Annotated in this window: 14 protein-coding genes; 5 read left to right on the top strand and 9 right to left on the bottom strand. The window is 66.7% G+C overall.

Annotated elements, in window-relative coordinates; genetic code table 11:
- Positions 1-3: 3 nt before the first annotated feature.
- From KTC28_RS12180 to KTC28_RS12170, 3 genes are all read left to right on the top strand, one after another.
- Complete coding sequence (locus KTC28_RS12180; RefSeq protein ID WP_216707443.1) at positions 4-642, top strand: isochorismatase family protein; 639 nt, start codon at positions 4-6, stop codon at positions 640-642.
- Positions 643-878: 236 nt separating this feature from the next.
- A complete protein-coding gene (locus KTC28_RS12175; RefSeq protein WP_216707442.1) occupies positions 879-2,597 on the top strand; it encodes a thiamine pyrophosphate-binding protein in 1,719 nt (572 codons plus the stop codon).
- Between the two features lie 53 nt (positions 2,598-2,650).
- Positions 2,651-4,825 carry a TonB-dependent receptor gene (locus KTC28_RS12170; RefSeq protein ID WP_216707441.1) on the top strand — a complete coding sequence of 725 codons (2,175 nt, stop codon included), beginning with the start codon at positions 2,651-2,653 and terminating at the stop codon, positions 4,823-4,825.
- Positions 4,826-4,870: 45 nt separating this feature from the next.
- On the opposite strand, the gene KTC28_RS12165 is transcribed toward KTC28_RS12170, so the two are convergent.
- On the bottom strand, positions 4,871-6,337 hold the full coding sequence (locus KTC28_RS12165; RefSeq protein WP_216707440.1) for an aldehyde dehydrogenase: 1,467 nt from the start codon (positions 6,335-6,337) through the stop codon (positions 4,871-4,873).
- Between the two features lie 323 nt (positions 6,338-6,660).
- On the opposite strand from KTC28_RS12165, the gene KTC28_RS12160 reads away from it, so the two are divergent.
- A complete protein-coding gene (locus KTC28_RS12160) occupies positions 6,661-8,061 on the top strand; it encodes a carboxylesterase/lipase family protein (protein WP_216707439.1) in 1,401 nt (466 codons plus the stop codon).
- A 112-nt stretch (positions 8,062-8,173) separates the two neighbouring features.
- Here the strand turns inward: KTC28_RS12160 and KTC28_RS12155 are convergent, their stop codons facing one another.
- The 5 genes from KTC28_RS12155 to KTC28_RS12135 all read right to left on the bottom strand — a co-directional run bounded on the left by KTC28_RS12155 (position 8,174) and on the right by KTC28_RS12135 (position 15,137).
- Positions 8,174-8,659, bottom strand: a complete 486-nt coding sequence (locus KTC28_RS12155) for a nuclear transport factor 2 family protein (protein ID WP_216707438.1) — start codon at positions 8,657-8,659, stop codon at positions 8,174-8,176.
- Between the two features lie 203 nt (positions 8,660-8,862).
- The gene (locus KTC28_RS12150) at positions 8,863-10,314 is read right to left on the bottom strand and encodes an efflux transporter outer membrane subunit (protein WP_216707437.1); all 1,452 of its coding nucleotides are present in this window, start codon (positions 10,312-10,314) and stop codon (positions 8,863-8,865) included.
- 10 nt (positions 10,315-10,324) lie between these two features.
- Complete coding sequence (locus KTC28_RS12145; protein ID WP_216707436.1) at positions 10,325-13,501, bottom strand: efflux RND transporter permease subunit; 3,177 nt, start codon at positions 13,499-13,501, stop codon at positions 10,325-10,327.
- A 26-nt stretch (positions 13,502-13,527) separates the two neighbouring features.
- Positions 13,528-14,790: an efflux RND transporter periplasmic adaptor subunit gene (locus tag KTC28_RS12140; protein WP_216707435.1), complete on the bottom strand. Its 1,263-nt coding sequence runs from the start codon at positions 14,788-14,790 to the stop codon at positions 13,528-13,530.
- Positions 14,787-15,137, bottom strand: a complete 351-nt coding sequence (locus KTC28_RS12135) for a hypothetical protein (protein ID WP_216707434.1) — start codon at positions 15,135-15,137, stop codon at positions 14,787-14,789. The genes KTC28_RS12140 and KTC28_RS12135 overlap by 4 nt, the downstream gene beginning before the upstream one ends.
- Before the next feature lie 162 nt (positions 15,138-15,299).
- Here KTC28_RS12135 and KTC28_RS12130 point away from each other — a divergent pair, with 162 nt between their 5' ends.
- Entirely contained in the window at positions 15,300-15,911 is a 612-nt protein-coding gene (locus KTC28_RS12130) for a TetR/AcrR family transcriptional regulator (RefSeq protein WP_216707433.1), read from the top strand.
- Between the two features lie 30 nt (positions 15,912-15,941).
- Here KTC28_RS12130 and KTC28_RS12125 read toward each other — a convergent pair whose 3' ends face one another.
- The 3 genes from KTC28_RS12125 to KTC28_RS12115 are packed head-to-tail and all read right to left on the bottom strand — an operon-like array spanning position 15,942 to position 19,583.
- On the bottom strand, positions 15,942-16,535 hold the full coding sequence (locus KTC28_RS12125; protein WP_216707432.1) for a TetR/AcrR family transcriptional regulator: 594 nt from the start codon (positions 16,533-16,535) through the stop codon (positions 15,942-15,944).
- A gap of 5 nt (positions 16,536-16,540) precedes the next feature.
- A complete protein-coding gene (locus KTC28_RS12120; RefSeq protein ID WP_255601977.1) occupies positions 16,541-17,980 on the bottom strand; it encodes an efflux transporter outer membrane subunit in 1,440 nt (479 codons plus the stop codon).
- A 10-nt stretch (positions 17,981-17,990) separates the two neighbouring features.
- A complete protein-coding gene (locus KTC28_RS12115) occupies positions 17,991-19,583 on the bottom strand; it encodes a DHA2 family efflux MFS transporter permease subunit (protein WP_216707430.1) in 1,593 nt (530 codons plus the stop codon).
- Between the last annotated feature and the right edge of the window lie 57 nt (positions 19,584-19,640).

Genomic DNA, 19,640 nt, shown 5'->3' with positions numbered 1-19,640 from the left:
CCGATGAGCGACGATCTCGCGGCGAATTACGCCCGCGCCTTTGGCCGCTCGGTCGGCTTCGGCGAGCGCCCGGCGCTGCTGCTGATCGACTTCGTGCAGGGCTATTTCGACCCGGTGTGCGATCTCTATTCCGGGGTCGAGGATGCACTCGCCTCGGCCCTGCGGATCCGTGCCGCTGCCCGCCGCGCGAACGTGCCGGTGATCTTCACGAACGTCGTCTATCACCCGATGGCGCTCGACGGCGGGCGGTTCTTCGAGAAGTCGAAGCCGCTGCGCTATTTCCTCAAAGGCAACCCGATGGGTGCGTGGCCCGAAGGACTCGCTCCCGAGTCCGACGAACTCGTCGTCTCGAAACAATATCCAAGCGCGTTCTTCGGCACCTCGCTCGCCGCGACCCTGACCGCGGGCGGGATCGACAGCGTGATCCTGACGGGCCTGACGACGAGCGGGTGCGTCCGCGCGACCTGCGTCGATGCAATGAGCCATGGTTTTCGCACGTCGGTCGTCGCCGAGGCATGCGGCGACCGCCACGCCGCTCCGCACGACGCGAACCTGTTCGACATGAACGCGAAATATGCCGATGTCGTCCACGAGGCCGATGTTCTCGCGTTCCTCGAGGCGCGCGAAACGCACGCGATCTAATTTGCTCGTCGCTTGGCGACGACTCCTTTTGTACGTTATCGGTCTCACGATCGCGGTGCGACAGGACGCTCCGTCCGTTCGCGCAGCATGACGATTTTGCGACGCCCGATATTCACCAGGTGAGGAAAAGCCGTGTCGAGACTGGCGCGTCAGACATCGCTGATCGATCCTGTCTTCGAAGCGGACGTCAACCGTACAATCTGTCGCATGGGGGTTCAGTTTCGCATGATTGCTTCTTGCCCTCGACCGCTCCTGACCCACGATCGCTCAAGCCGGTGATCGCGGCCGAGCTTCTTGCGCGATCGATCCTCGCGACGGGTACCGCGACCGTCTTCGCGCTCGCCGGGGCGACGCACGCCCCGCTGTTGATGGCGCTCGAAGATGGCGGCGCGACGATCATCGGCGGGCGGCACGAGAGCGGCACCGTCGGTGCGGCCGACGGTTATGCGCGGCGGACCGGGCGGATCGGCATCGCGCTGATCGTCGCCGAACAGGGCCTACAGAATGCGCTGACCGCGATCATGACCGCAGCGCAGGCGAATTCTCCAATCGTCGTCATCGCTACGCGCTTTCCCGACAGCTGGATCGAGCCGGCGATCAGCTATGCGGTCGATCGCCATGAGCTGACCGCGCCGGCGATCAAGTTCAGCCGCACCGTCCCGTCCGCCGACCGGCTGGCGGAGTATTTTGCCGCGGCGTGCAAGGCTGCGACCGAGGGCGTCCCCGGCCCCGCGCTCCTCGTCCTGCCGATGGACATGATGACGCAAGACGTCGCTGATCGGATCGCCGCGCCCCCGGTGGCGCTGCCCCTGCCGCCAGCGCGCGCCGGACAGATCAGCGAGGCGGTCGCCATGATCGCCGCTGCAGACCGCCCCATCGTCGTCGTCGATGGTGGTGCCGCTCGCGGCGACGCCGGCCCCGGCCTTCGCGCGCTGGCGGCGCTCGGCGTTCCGGTGCTCGGCAATGCCCTCGGTCGCGGGCTCGTTCCCGAAGTCGCGCCGATTGGCTATCCGTGGCCATACGCACAGCGCGCCGCCGCTCAGGCCGATCTCGTCATCATCGTCGGCGCGGAAATGTCGATGTGGTTCGGCTATGGCAAGGCACCGCGCTTCGCCACGGATGCGCGCTTCATCCATATCGACGACAATGCCCGCGCGATCGGGCGTAACATCCCCGTCGAACTGCCGATCGTCGCGCATATCGGCGATACCGTCACCGCGATTGCCGACACCCTCGCCGTCGACGGCTATCGTGGCTACCCGAGCTGGCTGACTCACGCGCTCGCCGAACGCGCGGCGCGGGTCGACAGCTTCGTCGACCGCGCCGAGCCAGCTATTCACCAGATCGAGATCGGCGCCGCGCTCGATGCGGCGCTCCCCGAAGATCGGCTGCTGGTCGGCGACGGGGCGGACATCCTCAACTTCACCTTCGCCAAGCTGCGCCTGCACCAGCCGCGCAGCTACGCCGACCATCTCCCGCTCGGTGCGATGGGCATGGGCTTTCCGCTCGCGGTTGGCATGGCGGCGGGCGAAGCCGATCTCGCGCGCGATCGCGGCGGCGAACCCGCACCGACCGTCCTTGTCAGCGGCGATGGCGCGATCGGGTTCTTCCTTGCCGAACTCGATACGATCCGCCGCGCCGCGCTCCGCCTCATCGTCGTCGTCAGCAACGACAGCAAATGGGGTACCGAATATCACGGCCAGCAACTCGGCTACGGCCGCACTACCAATACCGAGCTGGGCGCGTCCGATTATGCCTCGATTGCCCGCGCGTTCGGCTGCGCCGGGGAGTCGGTCAGCGATCGCCCCGCGCTCAAGGCCGCGATCGCGGCGGCTATCGCACGGCCGGGACCGACCCTGATCGACGTCCACGTCGACCCGATGGGCGGCGCGGTGCGCAAGGCCGATCCGCTGCTCGGCATGATCCTGTTCGAAGACATCGCAAAAAAGACGTGAGCTGGTGTCCCGTCTGACGGGACGCGGGGAGGCCAATGTCAAAGGAGTTTCACATGCGCGTTTTATTTGGCCTGCTCGCGACGGCGGCTATCATCTGCCCCATAGCCGTGTCGGCGCAGGACGCACCGGCCGCAGTTCGTGCCGCCGATGCCCCGACTATGATCGCCGACGCGACCGTCCCCGAAGGCGATATCATCGTCACCGCCGAGCGCCGCTCGGGCTCGCTGCAAAAGACCCCGATTTCGGTCAGCGCCTTTCCCACGACCGCGCTCAAGGACCTGCAGATCAATCGCACCGCCGACCTGCAGCGCTTCGTGCCGAGCCTCAGCGTCGCGCAGGGCACCGTCGACCCGACCACGCTGACGATCTTCATGCGCGGCGCCGGGCAGAACGCGGGCACGTGGGTCGGCTACGAGTCGGCGGTCGGCCTGTACGTCGACGACCTGTATTTCTCGCGGCTGACCGGAGCCAACGTCGATCTCGCCGATCTCGAGCGGATCGAAGTGCTGCGCGGGCCGCAGGGCACGCTTTATGGCCGCAACACGCTCGTCGGTGCGATCAAGTACATCACCAAAAAGCCGAGCGCGACGCCGTTCGGCAGCTTCGATGCCGAGGCCGGCGAGTATGACATGGTCCGCCTCAAGGGCACCATCTCGACACCGCTTTCTGACAATTGGGCGGCGCTGGTCGGCGGCAACTACTATCGCCGCGACGGCTTCTCGAACGCACCGGCGCTCAACGACCGGCATTACGGCGACCGTGAGGAATATGGCGGGCGGGCGGCGTTCAACTACATCGGCACCGGGCCCTTCGAACTCTACGCGTCGGGCTTCTACACCCACGCCCGCAATGATGGGTCGATCGGCCTCGCCACCAGCCCGGTGACGCTCCAGCCCGCAACCAGCAACCCGTACGATTATCTCAGCCCGATCAAGGGCTATGGCGGCTCGACCACCTATGGCGGCAGCGTCACGCTCGGTTATGCGCTGACCGACAACGCCAAGATCAAGTCGATCACCGGGGTCATCGGCGGCAGCCAGGACATTCTCGCCGACACGACGGCGGGCCGCCCGAACAACGGCCCGGGCAACTATTTGCTCGGCTTCGACCGGCTGACCTCGCACTCGTCGCAGACGCAGATCTCGGAAGAGCTGCAGATCGTCGGCGACGCGTTCGGCGGCAAGCTCGATTATATCGGCGGCCTTTATTACTTCCACGAGAAGGGCGAGCAGAGCCGTCAGGACCTGCTGCTGTCGATCTACAACACCCTGCCCCAGCTCGTGCACATGACGACCGACAGCTATGCCGCGTTCGGCCAGCTGACCTACAAATTGACCGACCAGCTCTCGATCGTCGGGGGCGTGCGCTACACCGACGAAACCAAGTCGGTGCTTGGCCAGACGCAGGCCGGGCTCACCGCCACGACCTATGCGCAGATCAACGCGAAGCGTCCGGCGAAGGCATGGACGCCGAAGCTCGGCGTCAATTATCAGATCACGCCGACGATCCTCGCTTATGCCAGCGCCTCGCGCGGGTTTCAGGCGGGCGGGTTCAACTATCTCGCGGTGGTCAATGCCGCGTCGTACCAGACCGGCTTCGATCCGCAGACGGTCTGGGCGTATGAGGCCGGGCTGAAGACGCAGTTTCTCGACCGCAAGGGCCGCTTCAACCTCGCGCTGTTCCGCAACGATTTCTCGAATATCCAGACCAACGTCGTCGTCGCCGGTTCGTCGCTGACGCAGAATGCCGGCACGGCGCGGGTCCAGGGCGTCGAGGGTGAGTTCTCGCTGACCCCGGTCGAGGGCCTGACGCTGTTCGCCAACGCTTCGTACAACGACGACAAATATCTGTCGCTCAATCCCGCGTCGGCGGCGGCCACCTCGCGCGCACGCTACATTCCGAACGTGCCGCACCTTCAGGCGGCGGCGGGTTTCACCGGTGCCATCCCGATCAAGCGTGGCAAGATCGAGCTTGGCGCAGACTATTCGTTCATGGACTCGAAGTATCTCGCCGCGAACGACGCGCCGATTACGCTGATGCCGTCGTACAGCTTGGTCAATGCGTATATCGGGATTGCGCCGGCCAACACGCGGCTCAATCTCCGTCTGTCGCTCGCGAACCTGCTCGACCAGCGCTACCTCGTCTACGGCAACGTTCTCGGCGCATACGGCATTCGGAGCCCCGGCGACCCGCGCACCTTCAAGGTGTCGATCAACTACCAGTATTGAGGTCAAGACGCCCTGCCGGGCACAAGTCCGGCAGGGCGTCGTGACCTAGGCGAGGCCCATCCGCGCCATCGCGATATCGCCGACCGGAATGCTGGTCGTCTTGAGTTCGGTGAAGAAATCGGCGCTGCTCGTCGCGCCGTCGCGACCGATGCCCGACTCCTTGTAACCGCCGAACGGTGCGCGCAGCTCGCGCATCATCGGTGTATTGATCCAGATCGTGCCGGCACGAATGGTCCGGCTGCACCGCATCGCAGTCGCAAGGCTCGTCGTCCAGACATAGGCGACCAGCCCGAAGTCGGACGCGTTGGCGATCGCGATCGCCTCGTCGATCTCGTCGAACACGAGGATCGTCGCGAACGGGCCAAAGATCTCCTCCTGGCACACCCGCGTAGCGTTCGACTTGGCCAGCACCGCGATCGGTTCGACGAAGAAGCCGCGATCGAGCCCGGCAGGGCGTCCGCCACCGGTCAGCAGTTCGGCCCCTTCGGCCTTCGCGATGTCGATGTATGACAGGATGCGGTCGCGGTGGCGCCCGAACAGGATCGGCCCCATCTCGGTCGTCGCCGCGAGCGGGTCGCCGATGCGAATCCCCTTCGTCCGCTCGACGAAGCGCGCGATGAAGCGATCGGCGATCGAGCGATGGACGAGGATGCGCGACCCGCCGAGGCACTGTTGCCCGTTGCTGCTGTAGATGCCGAGCAGTGCGCCATCGATTGCCCGTTCGATATCGGCGTCGCCCGCGATGATCGCCGCCGACTTGCCGCCGAGTTCGAGGATCGTCGGCGTCAGGTTGCGCGCGGCGGTCGCCATGATCGCGCGACCGGTTTCGCTGCCGCCTGTGAAGCCGACCATGTCGATCTGCTTGTGCGCGATCAGCGCCTCGCCGGTGATGTGCCCGCGCCCGTTGACGACGTTGACGACGCCCTTCGGCAGCCCCGCCGCGTGCATCAGCTCGACCATGCGATGGACCGATTGCGGCGTGTACTCGGACGGCTTGAGCACGCAGGTATTGCCGAACGCGATGCACGTCGCGACGCGCATCGAGGCGAGCGCGAGCGGCGCGTTCCACGGCGCGATCAGCGCGGCGACGCCCTTGGGCTCGCGCGTCACATAAGTTAGATAATCGGCATTCTGCGAATAGGTTTCGCCGGCGAGCCCGCTCGCGATCTCGGCGAACGAGCGGAAATTGGCCGCCGCCCGCGCGACATGCCCGCGCACGCTGGTGAGCGTCAGCCCGGTGGTGCGCGCCTCCAGCGTCGCCAGCTCGTCGGCATGCGCGAGCAACGTGTCGTGGATGGCATAAAGCACATCGTTGCGCCGGTCGGTCGCGAGCCCCGCCCAGCCCGCGAACGCCGCGCGCGCCGCATCGGCCGCCTGCCCGACCTCGTCCGCGTCAGCCTCGCGTAACTGGCAAAGCAGTTCCTCTGTAGTCGGATTGAGCGCCGGCAACAGCGTCCCATCTGTGCCACCGACTGCCACGCCGTCGATCAGGCTGGTTACGATCTCGGTCATACTGGTGCCTTTGACGTGGATGGTGCGCGGCGACAACACGTCCCGCGATCGGATAACGACGCGACGACCGCCATTGTTGGACCTTCACAGTGAAGCGCCGATCGATCGACGCGACAATCTTTTGGCCACGCTTTTGCTCGCCGTGCGACTTTTTCGGCAGCGATATCGAGAAGGCAATGTGGCGCGGGTCGGCGCCTGCGTTCGCCCTGACACGTCGCATTTGCAGCAAATTCTCAGATCGAGAATGGTACTGTGTCGCGTCGCTATCCTCGCGCGTTATTCCGGAGACGTCGGACATGAAATCACAAGGCCTGATCGTCCTGATGTCGGCGCTCGCGCTCGCCTTTCCGGCGATAGCCGACGCCGAGACCAGCGATACTGCTCTTGCAACGACCAACAGCGGAGACGTGCGCGGCGCGGTGGCTGACGGGGTCGCCAGCTGGAAAGGCATTCCGTTCGCCGCGCCTCCGATCGGAGCCCTGCGGTGGCGTGCTCCACAGTCTGTTAAAGCGTGGCGCGGCGTGCACGATGCGACCGCTTATGCGCACGACTGCATGCAGCTGCCGTTCCCCAGCGACGCCGCGCCCCTCGGCACGCGGCCGGCGGAGGACTGCCTGTACGCGAACGTCTGGCGGCCCGCCGCGGCCACCGGCAAACTACCGGTAATGGTCTGGATATACGGCGGCGGCTTCGTCAACGGCGGAGCGTCGCCGCCGACCTATTCGGGGGCCAACATCGCCAGGCAGGGCGTGTTGTTCATGAGCTTCAACTACCGCGTCGGGCGCTTCGGCACCTTTGCCTTACCGCAGCTGACCAAAGCCGACCCCGACCACGGACGCCTCGCGAATTACGGGACCATGGATCAGATCGCGGCGCTCGAATGGGTCCGGCGCAACATCGCGGCCTTCGGTGGCGACCCGGCAAACGTGACGATCGTCGGCGAGAGTGCCGGGGGGATGTCGATCCATGCGCTCATGACTTCGCCGCTCGCGATCGGCCTGTTCCAGAAAGCGGTGGTCATGTCGGGCGGCAACGGTCGCTCCGATCCAGCCAAGACGCTCGGCTCCGCCGAGCAGATCGGCATCGACTTTGCAAAGTCGCAAAACATCGATCCCACCGCAGGCAACGCGCTCGACGCCCTGCGCGCGCTGACTGCCGAGCAGGTAACCGATGGGCTCAGCATGATGCAGTTGTTCCGTCCCCAGCCCGGCCCGCCGACCTTCAGCGGCCCGGTCATCGACGGCACGGTGATCACCGACAACGGCGCGGCTTACGCCGCCGGTCGTTTTGCCAAAATCCCGATGGTGATCGGGGCCACGAGCGCCGACATGGGCGGCAAGGACGGCTTCATGATTGCCGGTGCCCGCGACGCCGCCGCCATTCTCGCGGACCAAGGCGTCCCGGTCTGGGAGTATCGCTTCTCCTACGTCGCCGAGTCAGTCGGCCAGCCAGGTGCGCAGCATGCTACCGATATCCCGTTTTTCTTCGACACCACCGCAATCAAATACGGCGACAAAACCACACCGAAGGACGTTGCCATGGGCCGGACGATCAGCAGCTATCTTGTCAATTTCGCCAAAACCGGCAACCCGAACGGTGCTGGACTGCTGAAGTGGCCCCGCTATGCGCGCGCCAGCAACGATCTGATGGACTTTACCGCTGACGGCACGGCAAAGGCGGAACGCGACCCGTGGAGCACACAAGCCGCGCCGCATCGCAAGTAAGCGGTCATCGCGCCGCGATTTCCATCCACCACGGCAGTGACGGGAGGGACAAGCGCTGCGATGCGCTCAGGCCCCTTCCCCATTCGCAGCTGTTAGCGACGTGCGGTCAAGATCACGTATAAAATTCGCTCGCGATCTTCCATCGGCCGCCGACCTTAAGCAACTGCAGCGTCTTCCAGCCCGATGTACTCCCGGCTGCGTCGGTATTGACGAAGACCAGCGAAACCTGCGCCAGCGGGCCGGCCTGCAAAATCTTGACGTCCTTGAACGCCTGCCGGAACGGGGCGCCTTCGAACACGCCCTTTCGGAACGCTCCGTAATTATGCGTTCCGCCATCGACCGAGCCGCGCCGCACCGCGCTGTCCGCATCGGAGAAGGATATCGCTTTATTGAGTAGCAGTGTCTCGAACAGCGCCTGGTCTTTCGTGCTCACCGCCTTGGTATAGGTGTCGAGCAGTGTCTGGATCGCGCGTCGATCGTCGCCGACGCTCTCAAAACTAGGGTCGCCGGGCGTCGTTTGCGCTGACAGCGTCCCGGTGCATGTCACGGCGAGCAGAGCGACAACCGGCCAGCTCAGAACCTTCGAAACTTGTACCATGGAATTATCCTGCGCATGCATCTGCCGCGAGCGAATTACGCGGTGCCTGTAACGTTCGAAGTCCAGCCGATTTGGGTTACTCGTGGGTCAGGCCACCGCGCGTTCAGCGGTCTAAGCCACAAATTCCTTCTTCCCGTTAGATTACGAAACGGATGAGCAAGGCTGACTACGAAATTACGGAGAGCGACTGTACTGCGAGTGCGTCATGATCCGACGCGATCCGAGACTTCGCCTCGCGTCACACGCGTATGGGCATCCTGCTGCCAGCCCCCGCCGAGCGCGCGGAATAGGTCGACCTGCGCGGTAACGACGCGGGCGTCGGACGCGGCCAGTGCCGCCTCGGTGTCGGAAAAGGTGCGCTCGGCATCGATCAGGCTGAGCGAGTCGACGCGGCCTTCGCGGAGCTGGGCGCGGACGATGCGAACCGCGGTCGCCGCCTCGGTCCGCGCATCGGCAAGCGCCTGCCGCCGATCCAGCTCGTGGGTGAACGCCGACAGCGCGGTCTCGGTCTCCTGCAACGCCTGCAGCACGGTCTTGTCGAAGGTCGCGAGCGCCCCCGCGGTGTCGGCGCGGGCGCCGGCGATGCGCGCGCGGGCGGTCTCCTGGTTGAGGAAGTTCCACGACAGCAGCCCACCGGTGAAAAAGCGGAAGGCGCTGCCGGTCAGCGCGTTGCCGAGGCCGGTGCTGGTCGACCCGGCCGAGCCGCCGAGCGTGATCGTCGGGTAGAGGTCGGCGGTGGCGACCCCGATCCGCGCGGTCTGGGCGGCGAGGCGGCGCTCGGCGGCGCGGACGTCGGGGCGGCGCGCGAGCAGGGCGCGGCCGTCGCCGACGGGGAGCGGGCGGTCGAGGCGGAGGATGGCGGCGGTCGTGCCGACCGTGGCGGGCAGGTCGCGCGGGGTGCGCCCGGTCAGCGTCGCGAGGCTGAACAGCGCCGCCTCGCGCTCGGCTTCGAGCGGCGGGACGGTGGCGCGGACCTGGTCGCGGAGGGTTGCGGCGCGCGAGGTATCGAGCCGGGTGGCGCGCCCGGCCTCATAGCGCTTCGCGGTCAGCTGGACGCTCTGGTCGACGAGCTCGACGGTGCGCTTGGCGACTCGGATGCGCTCGGCGAGCGAGCCGAGGTCGGCATAGGCGCGCGCGGTCTCGGCGACGATGGCGACACGGACGGCGTCACGGTCGGCGTCGGCGGCGGCGACATCGCCGCGCGCTGCCTCGACGCCGCGCGCGATACGCCCGAACAGGTCGACCTCGTAGGCGACGCTGAAGCCGCCATCGACGGTGCTGCCGCTGCGGCTGCTGCCCGGCAATGTCTGGCTCGCGGGGAGACGCTGGTAGCCGCCTTGCGCGTCGAGGCTGGCGGTCGGGAAGCGGTCGCCACGGACCGCGCGCAGTGCCGATCGCGCCTTGTCGAGGTTGGCGGTGGCGACCGCGATGTCCTTGTTCGCACGCAGCGCGTCGGCGACGAGGCCGTCGAGGACCGAATCCTGATACAGCCGCCACCAGTCGCCGTCGGGCTGGTCGGTGCTCGACACCGCCGCCGTCGTGCTGCCGATAAACGGCGGCGCGGTGCTCGAGATCGCTTCAGGGTGGACGTAGTTGGGGCCGACCTTGCACGCGGCGAGCGCGAGCAGGAGGGTGAGGCTGAGGGCGCGATGCATCGTCATGGTCCTATTCGGCCGGCTGGAGCGCGGCGGTCCCGGTCGTGCGCGGGCTGGGACGCCAGCCCGACAGCGCGCGGCAGACGACGTAGAAGGTCGGGGTGAAGACCAGTCCGAAGCCGGTGACGCCGATCATCCCGAAGAACACCGCGGTGCCCAGCGCCTGCCGCAACTCGGCTCCGGCTCCGGTCGCGAGCACCAGCGGCAGCGCGCCGAGGATGAAGGCGAACGACGTCATCAGGATCGGGCGGAGCCTGTCGCGGGCGGCACGGACGGCGGCCTCGACGGGCGAGAGGCCGTCGATCTCCTCCGCCTGCCGGGCGAACTCGACGATCAGGATCGCGTTCTTGGCGGCGAGCGCGATCAGCACGACGAGGCCGATCTGGGTCAGGACGTTGTTGTCCATCCCCCGCAGGTTCACCCCGACCATCGCCGCGAGGAGGCACATCGGCACGATCAGGATGATCGCCAGCGGCAGCGTCAGGCTCTCGTACTGCGCCGCCAGCACGAGGAAGACGAACACCACCGCGAGCCCGAAGACGAGCGCGGCGGTCGACCCGGCCGCCTTTTGCTGGAAGGCGATGCCGGTCCACGACGTCTGATAATCGGCGGGCAGCGTCGTCGCGGCGAGATGCTCCATCGCGGCGAGCGACTGGCCCGACGAGAAGCCCGGGGCGGTGTCGCCGTCGACCTCGACTGCGGGGAACAGGTTATAACGCGTGACGCGGTACGGCCCGGTCTTGTCGTGGAAGTTGGCGACCGCGCCGAGCGGGACCATCGCCCCCGAGTTCGAGCGGGTCTTGAGGTTGGCGATGTCGGCGACGGTGTTGCGGAACGGCGCGTCGGCCTGCGCGGTGACGCGGTACGTCCGGCCGAGCAGGTTGAAGTCGTTGACGAACGCCGAGCCGAGATAGACCTGGAGCGCCTCGAACACCCGTGCCGGGGGGACGCCGAGCAGATCGGCCTTGGCGCGGTTGATGTCGGCGAAGACGCTCGGCGTGCCGGTATCGAAGAAGCTGTAAACCTGCGCGAGCCCCTTGGTGGCGTTGGCCTTGCCGATCAGCCCGAACGAGACCTTGCCGAGCGCGGCATAGCCGTGGCCGCCATGGTCCTCGACCATGATCCGGTAGCCGCCCGCCGAGCCGATCCCCTGGATCAGCGGCGGCGGCACGACGAGCAGGCGAGCCTCGTCGATGTCGGCGATCTTCGCCTGCGCCTCGGCCATGATGCTCTGGAGGGTGACGCCGAGCTTGGCGCGCTCCTCGAACGACTTGAGCGGGATGTACGCGGCGGCGGAGTTCGGTGCCGAGGTCTGCGACGGGCCGTCGAAGCCCGCGAGCATGACTGAGCCGAGGACGCCCTTGAGCGGGATGATCCGCGCGGCGACCTTGCGCAGGACGGCGTCGGTCCGCGCCAGCGATGCGCCCGGCGGCAGCTGGACGATCGTCAGGAAGTAACCCTGGTCCTGCGCCGGGATGAAGCCGGTCGGGGTGTAGGTGAACGCGCCGACGGTCAGCGCGATCAGCGTCGCATAGGCGACGAACATCGACACCGGGCGCTGGACGAGGGCGCGGGTCATTCCGGCATAGGCGTCGCTGAGCTTGTCGAAGCCGCGGTTGAAGGCGGCACCGGCATTGTGCCCGATCCGCCGCCAGCCGTGGAGTCCCGAGGCGTCGGCGTGCTTGCCGCGCAGCAGCAGCGCCGCCAGCGCGGGGGACAGGGTCAGCGAAAGCAGCAGCGAGATGACCGTGGCGGTGGTGATGGTGACGGCGAACTGGCGGTAGAACTCGCCCGAGATGCCGGTCAGGAACACCGTCGGCACGAACACTGCGCACAGGACGAGGACGATGGCGACGAGCGCGACCGCGACTTCGTCCATCGAGGTGCGCGCGGCGTCGAGCGGGGACAGGCCGCGCTCGAGGTTGCGCTCTACGTTCTCGACGACGACGATCGCGTCGTCGACGACGATGCCGATCGCCAGCACCAAGCCGAACAGTGACAGGTTGTTGAGGCTGTAGCCGAGCACCGACAGCATCGTGAAGCTGCCGATCAGCGACACCGGGATTGCGATGATCGGGATGATCGCCGCGCGCCAGCTCTGCAGGAAGACGAGGATGACGAGTACGACGAGGAAGATCGCCTCGAGCAGGGTATGCTTCACGGCGTCGATCGACTGGCTGATGAACGCCGTCGGGTTGTAGATGACGCGGTATTCGAGGCCCTTGGGGAAGCGCGCCGACATCGTCTTCAACTCGGCGTTGATCCCGTCGGCGGCGGCGAGGGCGTTCGAACCGGGGCGCTGGAAGACCGCGATGATCAGCGACTCTTGCCCGCTCAAATAGGTGTTGGTCCCGTAATCCTGCGCGCCGAGCTCGACGCGGGCGACGTCCGAGACGCGGGTCTGGCGCCCGCTGGCGTCGGTGCGGATGACGATGTTGGCGAACTGCGCCGGGTCGGTCAGGCGGCCCTGCGTCTCGACGTTGAGCTGAAAAGCGTTCCCACGGTCATAGGGCGGCTGGCCGAGCGTGCCGGCGGAAACCTGAACGTTCTGGGCGCGCAGCGCGGCGACGATCTCGCCCGCGGTGAGGTCGAGCGAGGCGGCCTTGCCGGGGTTGATCCACACCCGCATGCCGTAATCGCGGGCCCCGAACAGCCGGACGTCACCGACGCCGTCGACGCGGGCCAGCCGGTCCCGGACTTGGGTCAGCGCGTAGTTGGAGACGTAGCTGCGATCGAGCGACTTGTCGGGGGAGATCAGGTTGATGACCATCAGGAAGTCGGGCGAGGTCTTTTGCGTGACGATGCCGAGGCGACGGACGTCCTCGGGCAGGCGCGGCTCGGCGATGGCGACGCGGTTCTGGACGAGGACCTGCGCAGCATCGAGGTTGGTGCCGATCTTGAAGGTCACGGTGATGACCAGCCGGCCGTCGCCGGTCGACTGCGACGACTGGTACAGCATGTTGTCGACGCCGTTGATCTCCTGCTCGATCGGCGCGGCGACGGTGTCGGCGACGACTTCTGCAGTCGCGCCCGGATAGTTCGCCGTCACCGTCACCGTCGGCGGGACGATGTCGGGATATTGCGAAATCGGCAGCCGGAAATACGCCGCCAGCCCGACGATGACGATGACGATGGCCAGCACCGCGGCAAAGATCGGCCGGGTGATGAAGAAGCGCGAGAAGTTCATTGGGATCGGGTCCTGGCAGCCGGAGGCTAGCGCGTCGCGGAGAAGGTCGCCTGCGCCGCGATCGGGGCGGCGGAGTCGGGGGACTGGACCGGTGCAGCGCTGGCGATCGTCGCCGCCGATGCGGTGCGCGGCGTTACCGGCGAGCCGGGGGTGGCGTTCTGCACCCCCTCGACGATGACGCGGTCGCCGGGTGCGAGCCCGCTGCGGACGATGCGGAGGCCGTCGATGACCGGCCCGAGGACGACCGCGCGGGTCGCGACGATATTGTCCTTGCCGACGATCTGGACGACTTTGCGCGCCTGATCGGTGCCGATCGCGGTGTCGGGGATCAGCAGCGCCGCACGCGTCGCACCGCTCGCGAGGCGCATGTTGCCGAACATTCCCGGTGTGAGGAAATAGCCGGGGTTGGCGATGATCGCGCGGCCGCGGATCGTGCCCGCGCCGGGGTCGAGGCGGTTGTCGCTGAAGTCGATGCGGCCCTTCCAGCGGTAGCCGCTCTCGTCCTGCAACTGGATCTCGACGCGGTCTTTCGCGGCATCGCCGTCGCGGCGCGCCTTGAGGTAGAGCGCCTCCGACCCGTCGAAGGTGAAGTAGATCGGGTCGAGCGCGTAGACGGTGGTGAGCAGGGTCGCGCTCGACGCCTCACCGCCCGCGACGAGGTTGCCGATGTCGGCGCGGCGATCGGAGATGCGGCCGGTGATCGGCGAGCGGACCTCGGTGAACTCGACGTCGAGGGCGCGGGCGGTGACCTGAGCCTGGGTCGCGCCGACGGCGGCTTCGGCGGCGCGGAGGTTGGCGCGAAGCGTGTCGATCTCCTCGGCGGAGACGGCGTCGTCGGCAATCAAGCGGGTGGCGCGGGCGAGCGCGCTTTTCGCCAGCTGGACCGACGACAGCGCGTTGGCTTCCTTGGCGCGGGCCTCGGCGAGCGCGGCGGCGAACGGGCGCGGGTCGATGCGGAACAGGAGCTGACCCTGCTTCACGATCTCGCCGTCCTTGAAGAAGATGCCGGTCAGCGCACCTGATACGCGGGGGCGGATCTCGACCGACTTGCTCGGCGCGAAACGGCCGATGTAGTCGTCCCACTCGTCGACCTGCCGGGTCACCGGCAGCGCGACCGTCACCGCCGGTGGCTGCGGGGCTGCTGCAACGACGGGGTCATGCGCGATCAGCTTCGACGCGCCGAGGCCGATCAGCGCGACCGAGGCGAGGGCGACGGCAATCGCGGTCCGTCGGTGCCGGTGCCTGACGATATCGATTGCCCGCGCGAAGTCGGGAGCGGCCATCTTCATGCGAGGCGCTCCGCCCGGTCGGCGTAGATCACATCGATGAGGATCTCGAGTTGCCTGCGGTTAAAGCCGGCGGCGTCGAACGCGGCGGCGATGTCGCCGGGAACCCCGCGACCCCAGCGGCGGATCGCCAGTACCGTGCGGCGCAGCGTTTCAAGCCGCGGATTGGCGAGGCTGGGTTCGCGGGCTTCGCCGACGAGCATCGTCAGCAGCTTCTCGATGATCGGCGGACGCGTGACGGGGTAAAGCCGATCGCGCTTGGCGAGGCTCACAACGGTCCATTCGAGCTGCGAGAAGGCCGACACTGCGATCGGCAGGGCAATGTTGCTGGCAACAAAATTCGTCGCCACGCCGTTATCGTCAAATTCCAGAAAGGCCATGTTCATCGTCCTCGCGCTAGGTTCCAGCCTGAAAAGTGACTGACCGGTACGTGCTTGACGTTACGTACCGGTCGGTTACATTGAGATCAAGCGCTTGTTGGGGAATGAGGCGCAACGGAAGGCAAAGAAAAAGTGTCAGTGCAAAAAGCCGGTTCGGAATCAGTGGCGCCGTCGACGCGTCGATCGGCAGCCGACCGGCTATGCGAGACAGCAACCAACCTGTTCTATACGCGAGGAATTCGCGCGGTTGGCGTCGACGAAATCGTCCACGAAACCGGCGTCACGAAGCCGACGCTTTACCGCAGCTATGCGTCGAAGGACGATCTCATCGTTGTTTGCCTGCAGCGGCAAATCGAGGATGGCAACGCCCGCTGGGATGCGATTGCCACCCGCTACGCCGACGATCCCCTCGCCGAGCTCCGCGCGCACATGGCCGACTTCGCCGACGAAATCGCCGCGCCAGACTATCGCGGCTGTGCGGCGACCAACGCCGCGGTCGAGTTTCCCGACTCGACGCATCCGTCACGGATGATTACCGACGACTGCAAGGCAGCGACGCGCAAGCGGCTCGGTGATCTGACCCGGCGCCTTTCGTTGAAAAACCCAGATGGGCTTGCTGACGGTCTGATGCTGCTGATCGAAGGTGCGAGCAGTAGCCGCCACACGTCGGGATCGCAGGGCCCCTCCTCCACCCTCGTCGAGACGGCCGAGATGCTGATCGGGGCGCATCTCAACCAAAAGTAAGATCGGGTTGCTCGCGCAGACTGCGCCGGCTCAGCTCGAGGCCGCTAATCCGAGACGTGTCGCTACCGAAGCGCGCACTGCGCCAAGCAATTGCGCTGCCTTGACATCGTCCGGTTCGACCCGCGCGATCGCGACCGCGCCGACCATCTCGGAAATTACCGCAGCGGCGATGAGCTCGACATCGGATGAACCCATGCGCTCGAGCAATGATGCGACGCCGCCGTTCAGCCGACTGAGTGCGAGCCTGAACCGCGCGCGCGCAGCTTCCGGCAATTGCGGCACCTGACCGGCGAGCACCGGCACCGGGCAGCCGCCTTCGGGGGCATTGCGGTGGCGCATCGACAGATAACGATCGACGAAGCGCGTGAGCGAGACCCGCGGATCGGCGTCGGCGAGATTGGCGAAGAATGCGGCGTAGCGGTCCTCGAACATGTATTCGATCGCCTGAGTTACGAGGTCGTCCTTCGACGCGAAGTGCGCGTAAAAACCACCGTGGGTCAGGCCAGCGCGTGCCATGACCTGCGCGACGCCGAAGCGGTCGACACCTTCGCTGCGGATCACCGCGGCGGCCTCCTTAAGGACTCGCTCGCGCGTCTGCGCCTTATGCTCGCTGTCGTATCGCATCCTCGTTACATCGCCCCTGCCGCAGCCGCTGCCAAGACCGGAGCAGGATCTGCGCGCCAGCCGCCGCCAAGCGCGCGGTACGCTGCAACCGCGGCGCGCGCTTCATCCCCCCTCACCATCGCCAACCGGTCGGCAGCGCCGAGCAACTCGCGGTCAGCATCGGTGACGTCGATCAGGCCGACGACGCCGCCCCGGTAAGCGTCCTGTGACTGCGTTCGGGCGGTGGTCAACGTGGCGATCTGCCGTTCGAGTATGGCGCGTTCGACACGCGCCTCGGACAGGCGGCTGAGCGCGGTCTCGACATCCTCTGCGGCGTTGAGGACCGACTCACGCCATGCAGCAAGCGCCTCGGCCGTGCCGCCACGCGCTTGTGCGACTTCGGCATCGACGCGGCCGAAGTCGAACAACCGCCAGCGGAGCCCTGCCCCGCCCGATGCTTGCAGTGCATTGCCGCTGAACAACGTCGACGTGCCGAGGCTGGCGACGCCGAGCACGCCCGACAACGAGACATGCGGGTAGTATTCCGCGACTGCGACACCGATGCGCGCTGTGCTCGCCGCTAGACGCCGCTCGGCTGCGACGACATCGGGACGACGGCGCAACAGGTCCGCAGGCGCGGCGCTGCCCGCAGGGACTGGTGCCGCGGGGATCGCGGCGGCGATCGCGAGGGCGGCGCGGTTCCTGCCCGGCTGCTCGCCGACGAGCACGTCGATGCGATTGAGCTGCGCCGCGATCCCCGCACGCAGCGGCGCAGCGCTGGCGCGTACCCCATCGAGCGCGGCGCTGGCGCGGTTGAGTTCGCGCTCGGCGGCGATGCCCTGGTCGAAGCGTTGGCGGACGAGATCGACGAGCAAAGCCTCGTTGCTTATCTGCTTGTCTGCGACCGCGAGCCGAGACTGGAGCTCGCGCAGCGTCAGATAAGCGTTGGCGGTCTCGGCCGCGACGGCGACGCCAACCGCGCCGGTACTGGCGACGGCAGCATCGAGATCTGCGCGCGCCGCCTCACGCCCGCGCCGAAGGCCGCCGAACACATCGATCTCCCACGACGCGCGTGCGCCAGCATCGTATTCGGTATAGCTCCGAGCGACGCCGAGCGCGGTGGTAACGCGGCCGACCGGCGTTTCGAGCGATTGGCTGAGCGTGGTCACGCCGCCGTTGGCATCGAAGCTCGGCAGAAGCGCCGCGCCTGCCGCGCGAGACAAGGCGCGTGACTCGTCGATCCGCGCCCGCGCTTGAGCGAGGTCGGTGTTGCCCGAAACAGCCCGCTCGATCAGGCTCACCAGCAACGGATCGCCAAAGCCGCGCCACCAGTCCGCGTCCGCCGTTGTTGCGATCTGCGTTGCCCCGATGAACGCAGGAGTCAGCGCCACCCGTGGCGGCGTGTAGTTCGGGCCGACAGCACAGCCCGAGAGAGCAGTGGCGGCGAGAAGCAGGATCGGGCGCATCGGTCGGCTCCTAATGGGCATCGGCGGGGGAGACCGGCGCGGCGTTCTTCGGCACCTTGCAGAACGGCACCATCACCAGTGCCGCGACGAACATCCACGCCATGACGCGGAAGACGTCGTCGAACGCGGTCGTCAGCGCCTCGCGCGCAACGGTCCGGGCGAAGCTCGCTTGTGCCAGCTGGAGCGCGTGGGCGGCATCGGGAGTTACCGCCGATAGGCGCTGCGCCAACGCGGCGACCGTCTCCTGCGCGCCGCGACTATTCGCGGCGAGCGCCTCGCCGAAGCGCAGCGCCTGAATCCGCGTGTTGTCGCCGAGCCAGGTGTTGACGGTGGCGATGCCGATCGCGCCGCCAAGGTTACGCATCAGGTTGAACAGCCCGGATGCCGAGCGCAGCTCGGGCCCCTGGAACGCCGAGAGCGCCATGTTCACGCTCGGCACGATGCACAGCATGACGAACAGCCCGCGTACAAGCTGCGGCACAAGCAGTTCGTCAAAGCCCCAGTCCGATCCGAGATGCGAGGTCAGCCACAGGCTGAACGCGAAGCCCGACAGCCCGATGGCGATGACGATGCGGCGGTCGATATTGTTCGACGCCCAAGCGGCGAAGATTGTGCTGACCAACTGGCCACAGCCGACGACGAACACGGTAGTACCGATCTGCAGGCTGTTGAAATCGCGGACTCGGCCGAGGAACACCGGCACGAGATAGGTCGACGAATAGATGCCGAACCCGATGACGAGGTTGAAGACGCAGGCGAACGCGAAGGTCCGGTTGCGGAACGGTGAGATCCGCACGATCGGGTTCTTCGAATAGAGCGAGCGCTCGACGAACAGGCAGAACGCAACGAACGAGAACCACGCAGCGAGCAGGATGACGGGGTCGCCGAACCAGTCCTTCCGCGGACCCTCCTCGAGCACATATTCGAGTCCCGCGAGCGCCACCGCCATAGCAATCAGATGCGACCAGTCGATCCGGCCGAACATCGCCCGGTCGCCGCGGTCGACGTCGACGATCAGGACGGTCAGCACGGCCACCGCGATGCCGGGCACGACGTTGATGAAGAAGATCCAGCGCCAGCCGATCGTGTCGGTGATGATCCCGCCCACCGTCGGCCCGAGGGTCGGCGCGAGCACGGAAACCATGCCGAGGATCGCCGGGATCAGCGCGCGCTGCTTGCCCTCAAAGATGGTGAAGCCGACCGCGAACACGCTCGGCACCATCGCGCCGCCGACGAACCCCTGAACGGCGCGGAATACGATCATCGACTCGATATTCCACGCGAAGCCGCAGGCGATGCTGGCGAGCGTGAACAATGCCGCCGATGTCGCGAACAGCCAGCGCGTCGACATCGCTTGCGCGAGGAACGCCGAAAACGGGATCATCACCAGCTCGGCCATCAGATAGGCGGTCTGGACCCAGCTCACCTCGTCGGGCCCTGCCGAAAGGCCCGCCTGAATGTCGTTGAGCGACGCCGCGACGATCTGGATGTCGAGGAGCGCCATGAACTGACCAAAGGCGAGAATGCCGAAGATCAAATACTTGCGCGACAACGGCAACGCGAGCGGATCCGCGGGCGGCGCTCTGGTGATTGTCGCGCTCATTCAGCACCGGCTCTTGTAGGATGACAGCCGTCATATTATGCTCGTCATATGATTGGC

Source organism: Polymorphobacter megasporae, assembly GCF_018982885.2.
Lineage (GTDB): Bacteria > Pseudomonadota > Alphaproteobacteria > Sphingomonadales > Sphingomonadaceae > Polymorphobacter_B > Polymorphobacter_B megasporae.
Note: the sequence above shows the minus strand (reverse complement) of the source record. Positions and strands in the feature narration are given on the sequence as shown.

Coding starts and splice junctions, on each gene's coding strand:
- KTC28_RS12180 (WP_216707443.1), top strand. CDS start 4: ATGAGCGACGATCTCGCGGCGAATTACGCCCGCGCCTTTGGCCGCTCG.
- KTC28_RS12170 (WP_216707441.1), top strand. CDS start 2,651: ATGCGCGTTTTATTTGGCCTGCTCGCGACGGCGGCTATCATCTGCCCC.
- KTC28_RS12165 (WP_216707440.1), bottom strand. CDS start 6,337: ATGACCGAGATCGTAACCAGCCTGATCGACGGCGTGGCAGTCGGTGGC.
- KTC28_RS12160 (WP_216707439.1), top strand. CDS start 6,661: ATGTCGGCGCTCGCGCTCGCCTTTCCGGCGATAGCCGACGCCGAGACC.
- KTC28_RS12155 (WP_216707438.1), bottom strand. CDS start 8,659: ATGGTACAAGTTTCGAAGGTTCTGAGCTGGCCGGTTGTCGCTCTGCTC.
- KTC28_RS12150 (WP_216707437.1), bottom strand. CDS start 10,314: ATGCATCGCGCCCTCAGCCTCACCCTCCTGCTCGCGCTCGCCGCGTGC.
- KTC28_RS12145 (WP_216707436.1), bottom strand. CDS start 13,501: ATGAACTTCTCGCGCTTCTTCATCACCCGGCCGATCTTTGCCGCGGTG.
- KTC28_RS12140 (WP_216707435.1), bottom strand. CDS start 14,790: ATGAAGATGGCCGCTCCCGACTTCGCGCGGGCAATCGATATCGTCAGG.
- KTC28_RS12125 (WP_216707432.1), bottom strand. CDS start 16,535: ATGCGATACGACAGCGAGCATAAGGCGCAGACGCGCGAGCGAGTCCTT.
- KTC28_RS12120 (WP_255601977.1), bottom strand. CDS start 17,980: ATGCGCCCGATCCTGCTTCTCGCCGCCACTGCTCTCTCGGGCTGTGCT.
- KTC28_RS12115 (WP_216707430.1), bottom strand. CDS start 19,583: ATGAGCGCGACAATCACCAGAGCGCCGCCCGCGGATCCGCTCGCGTTG.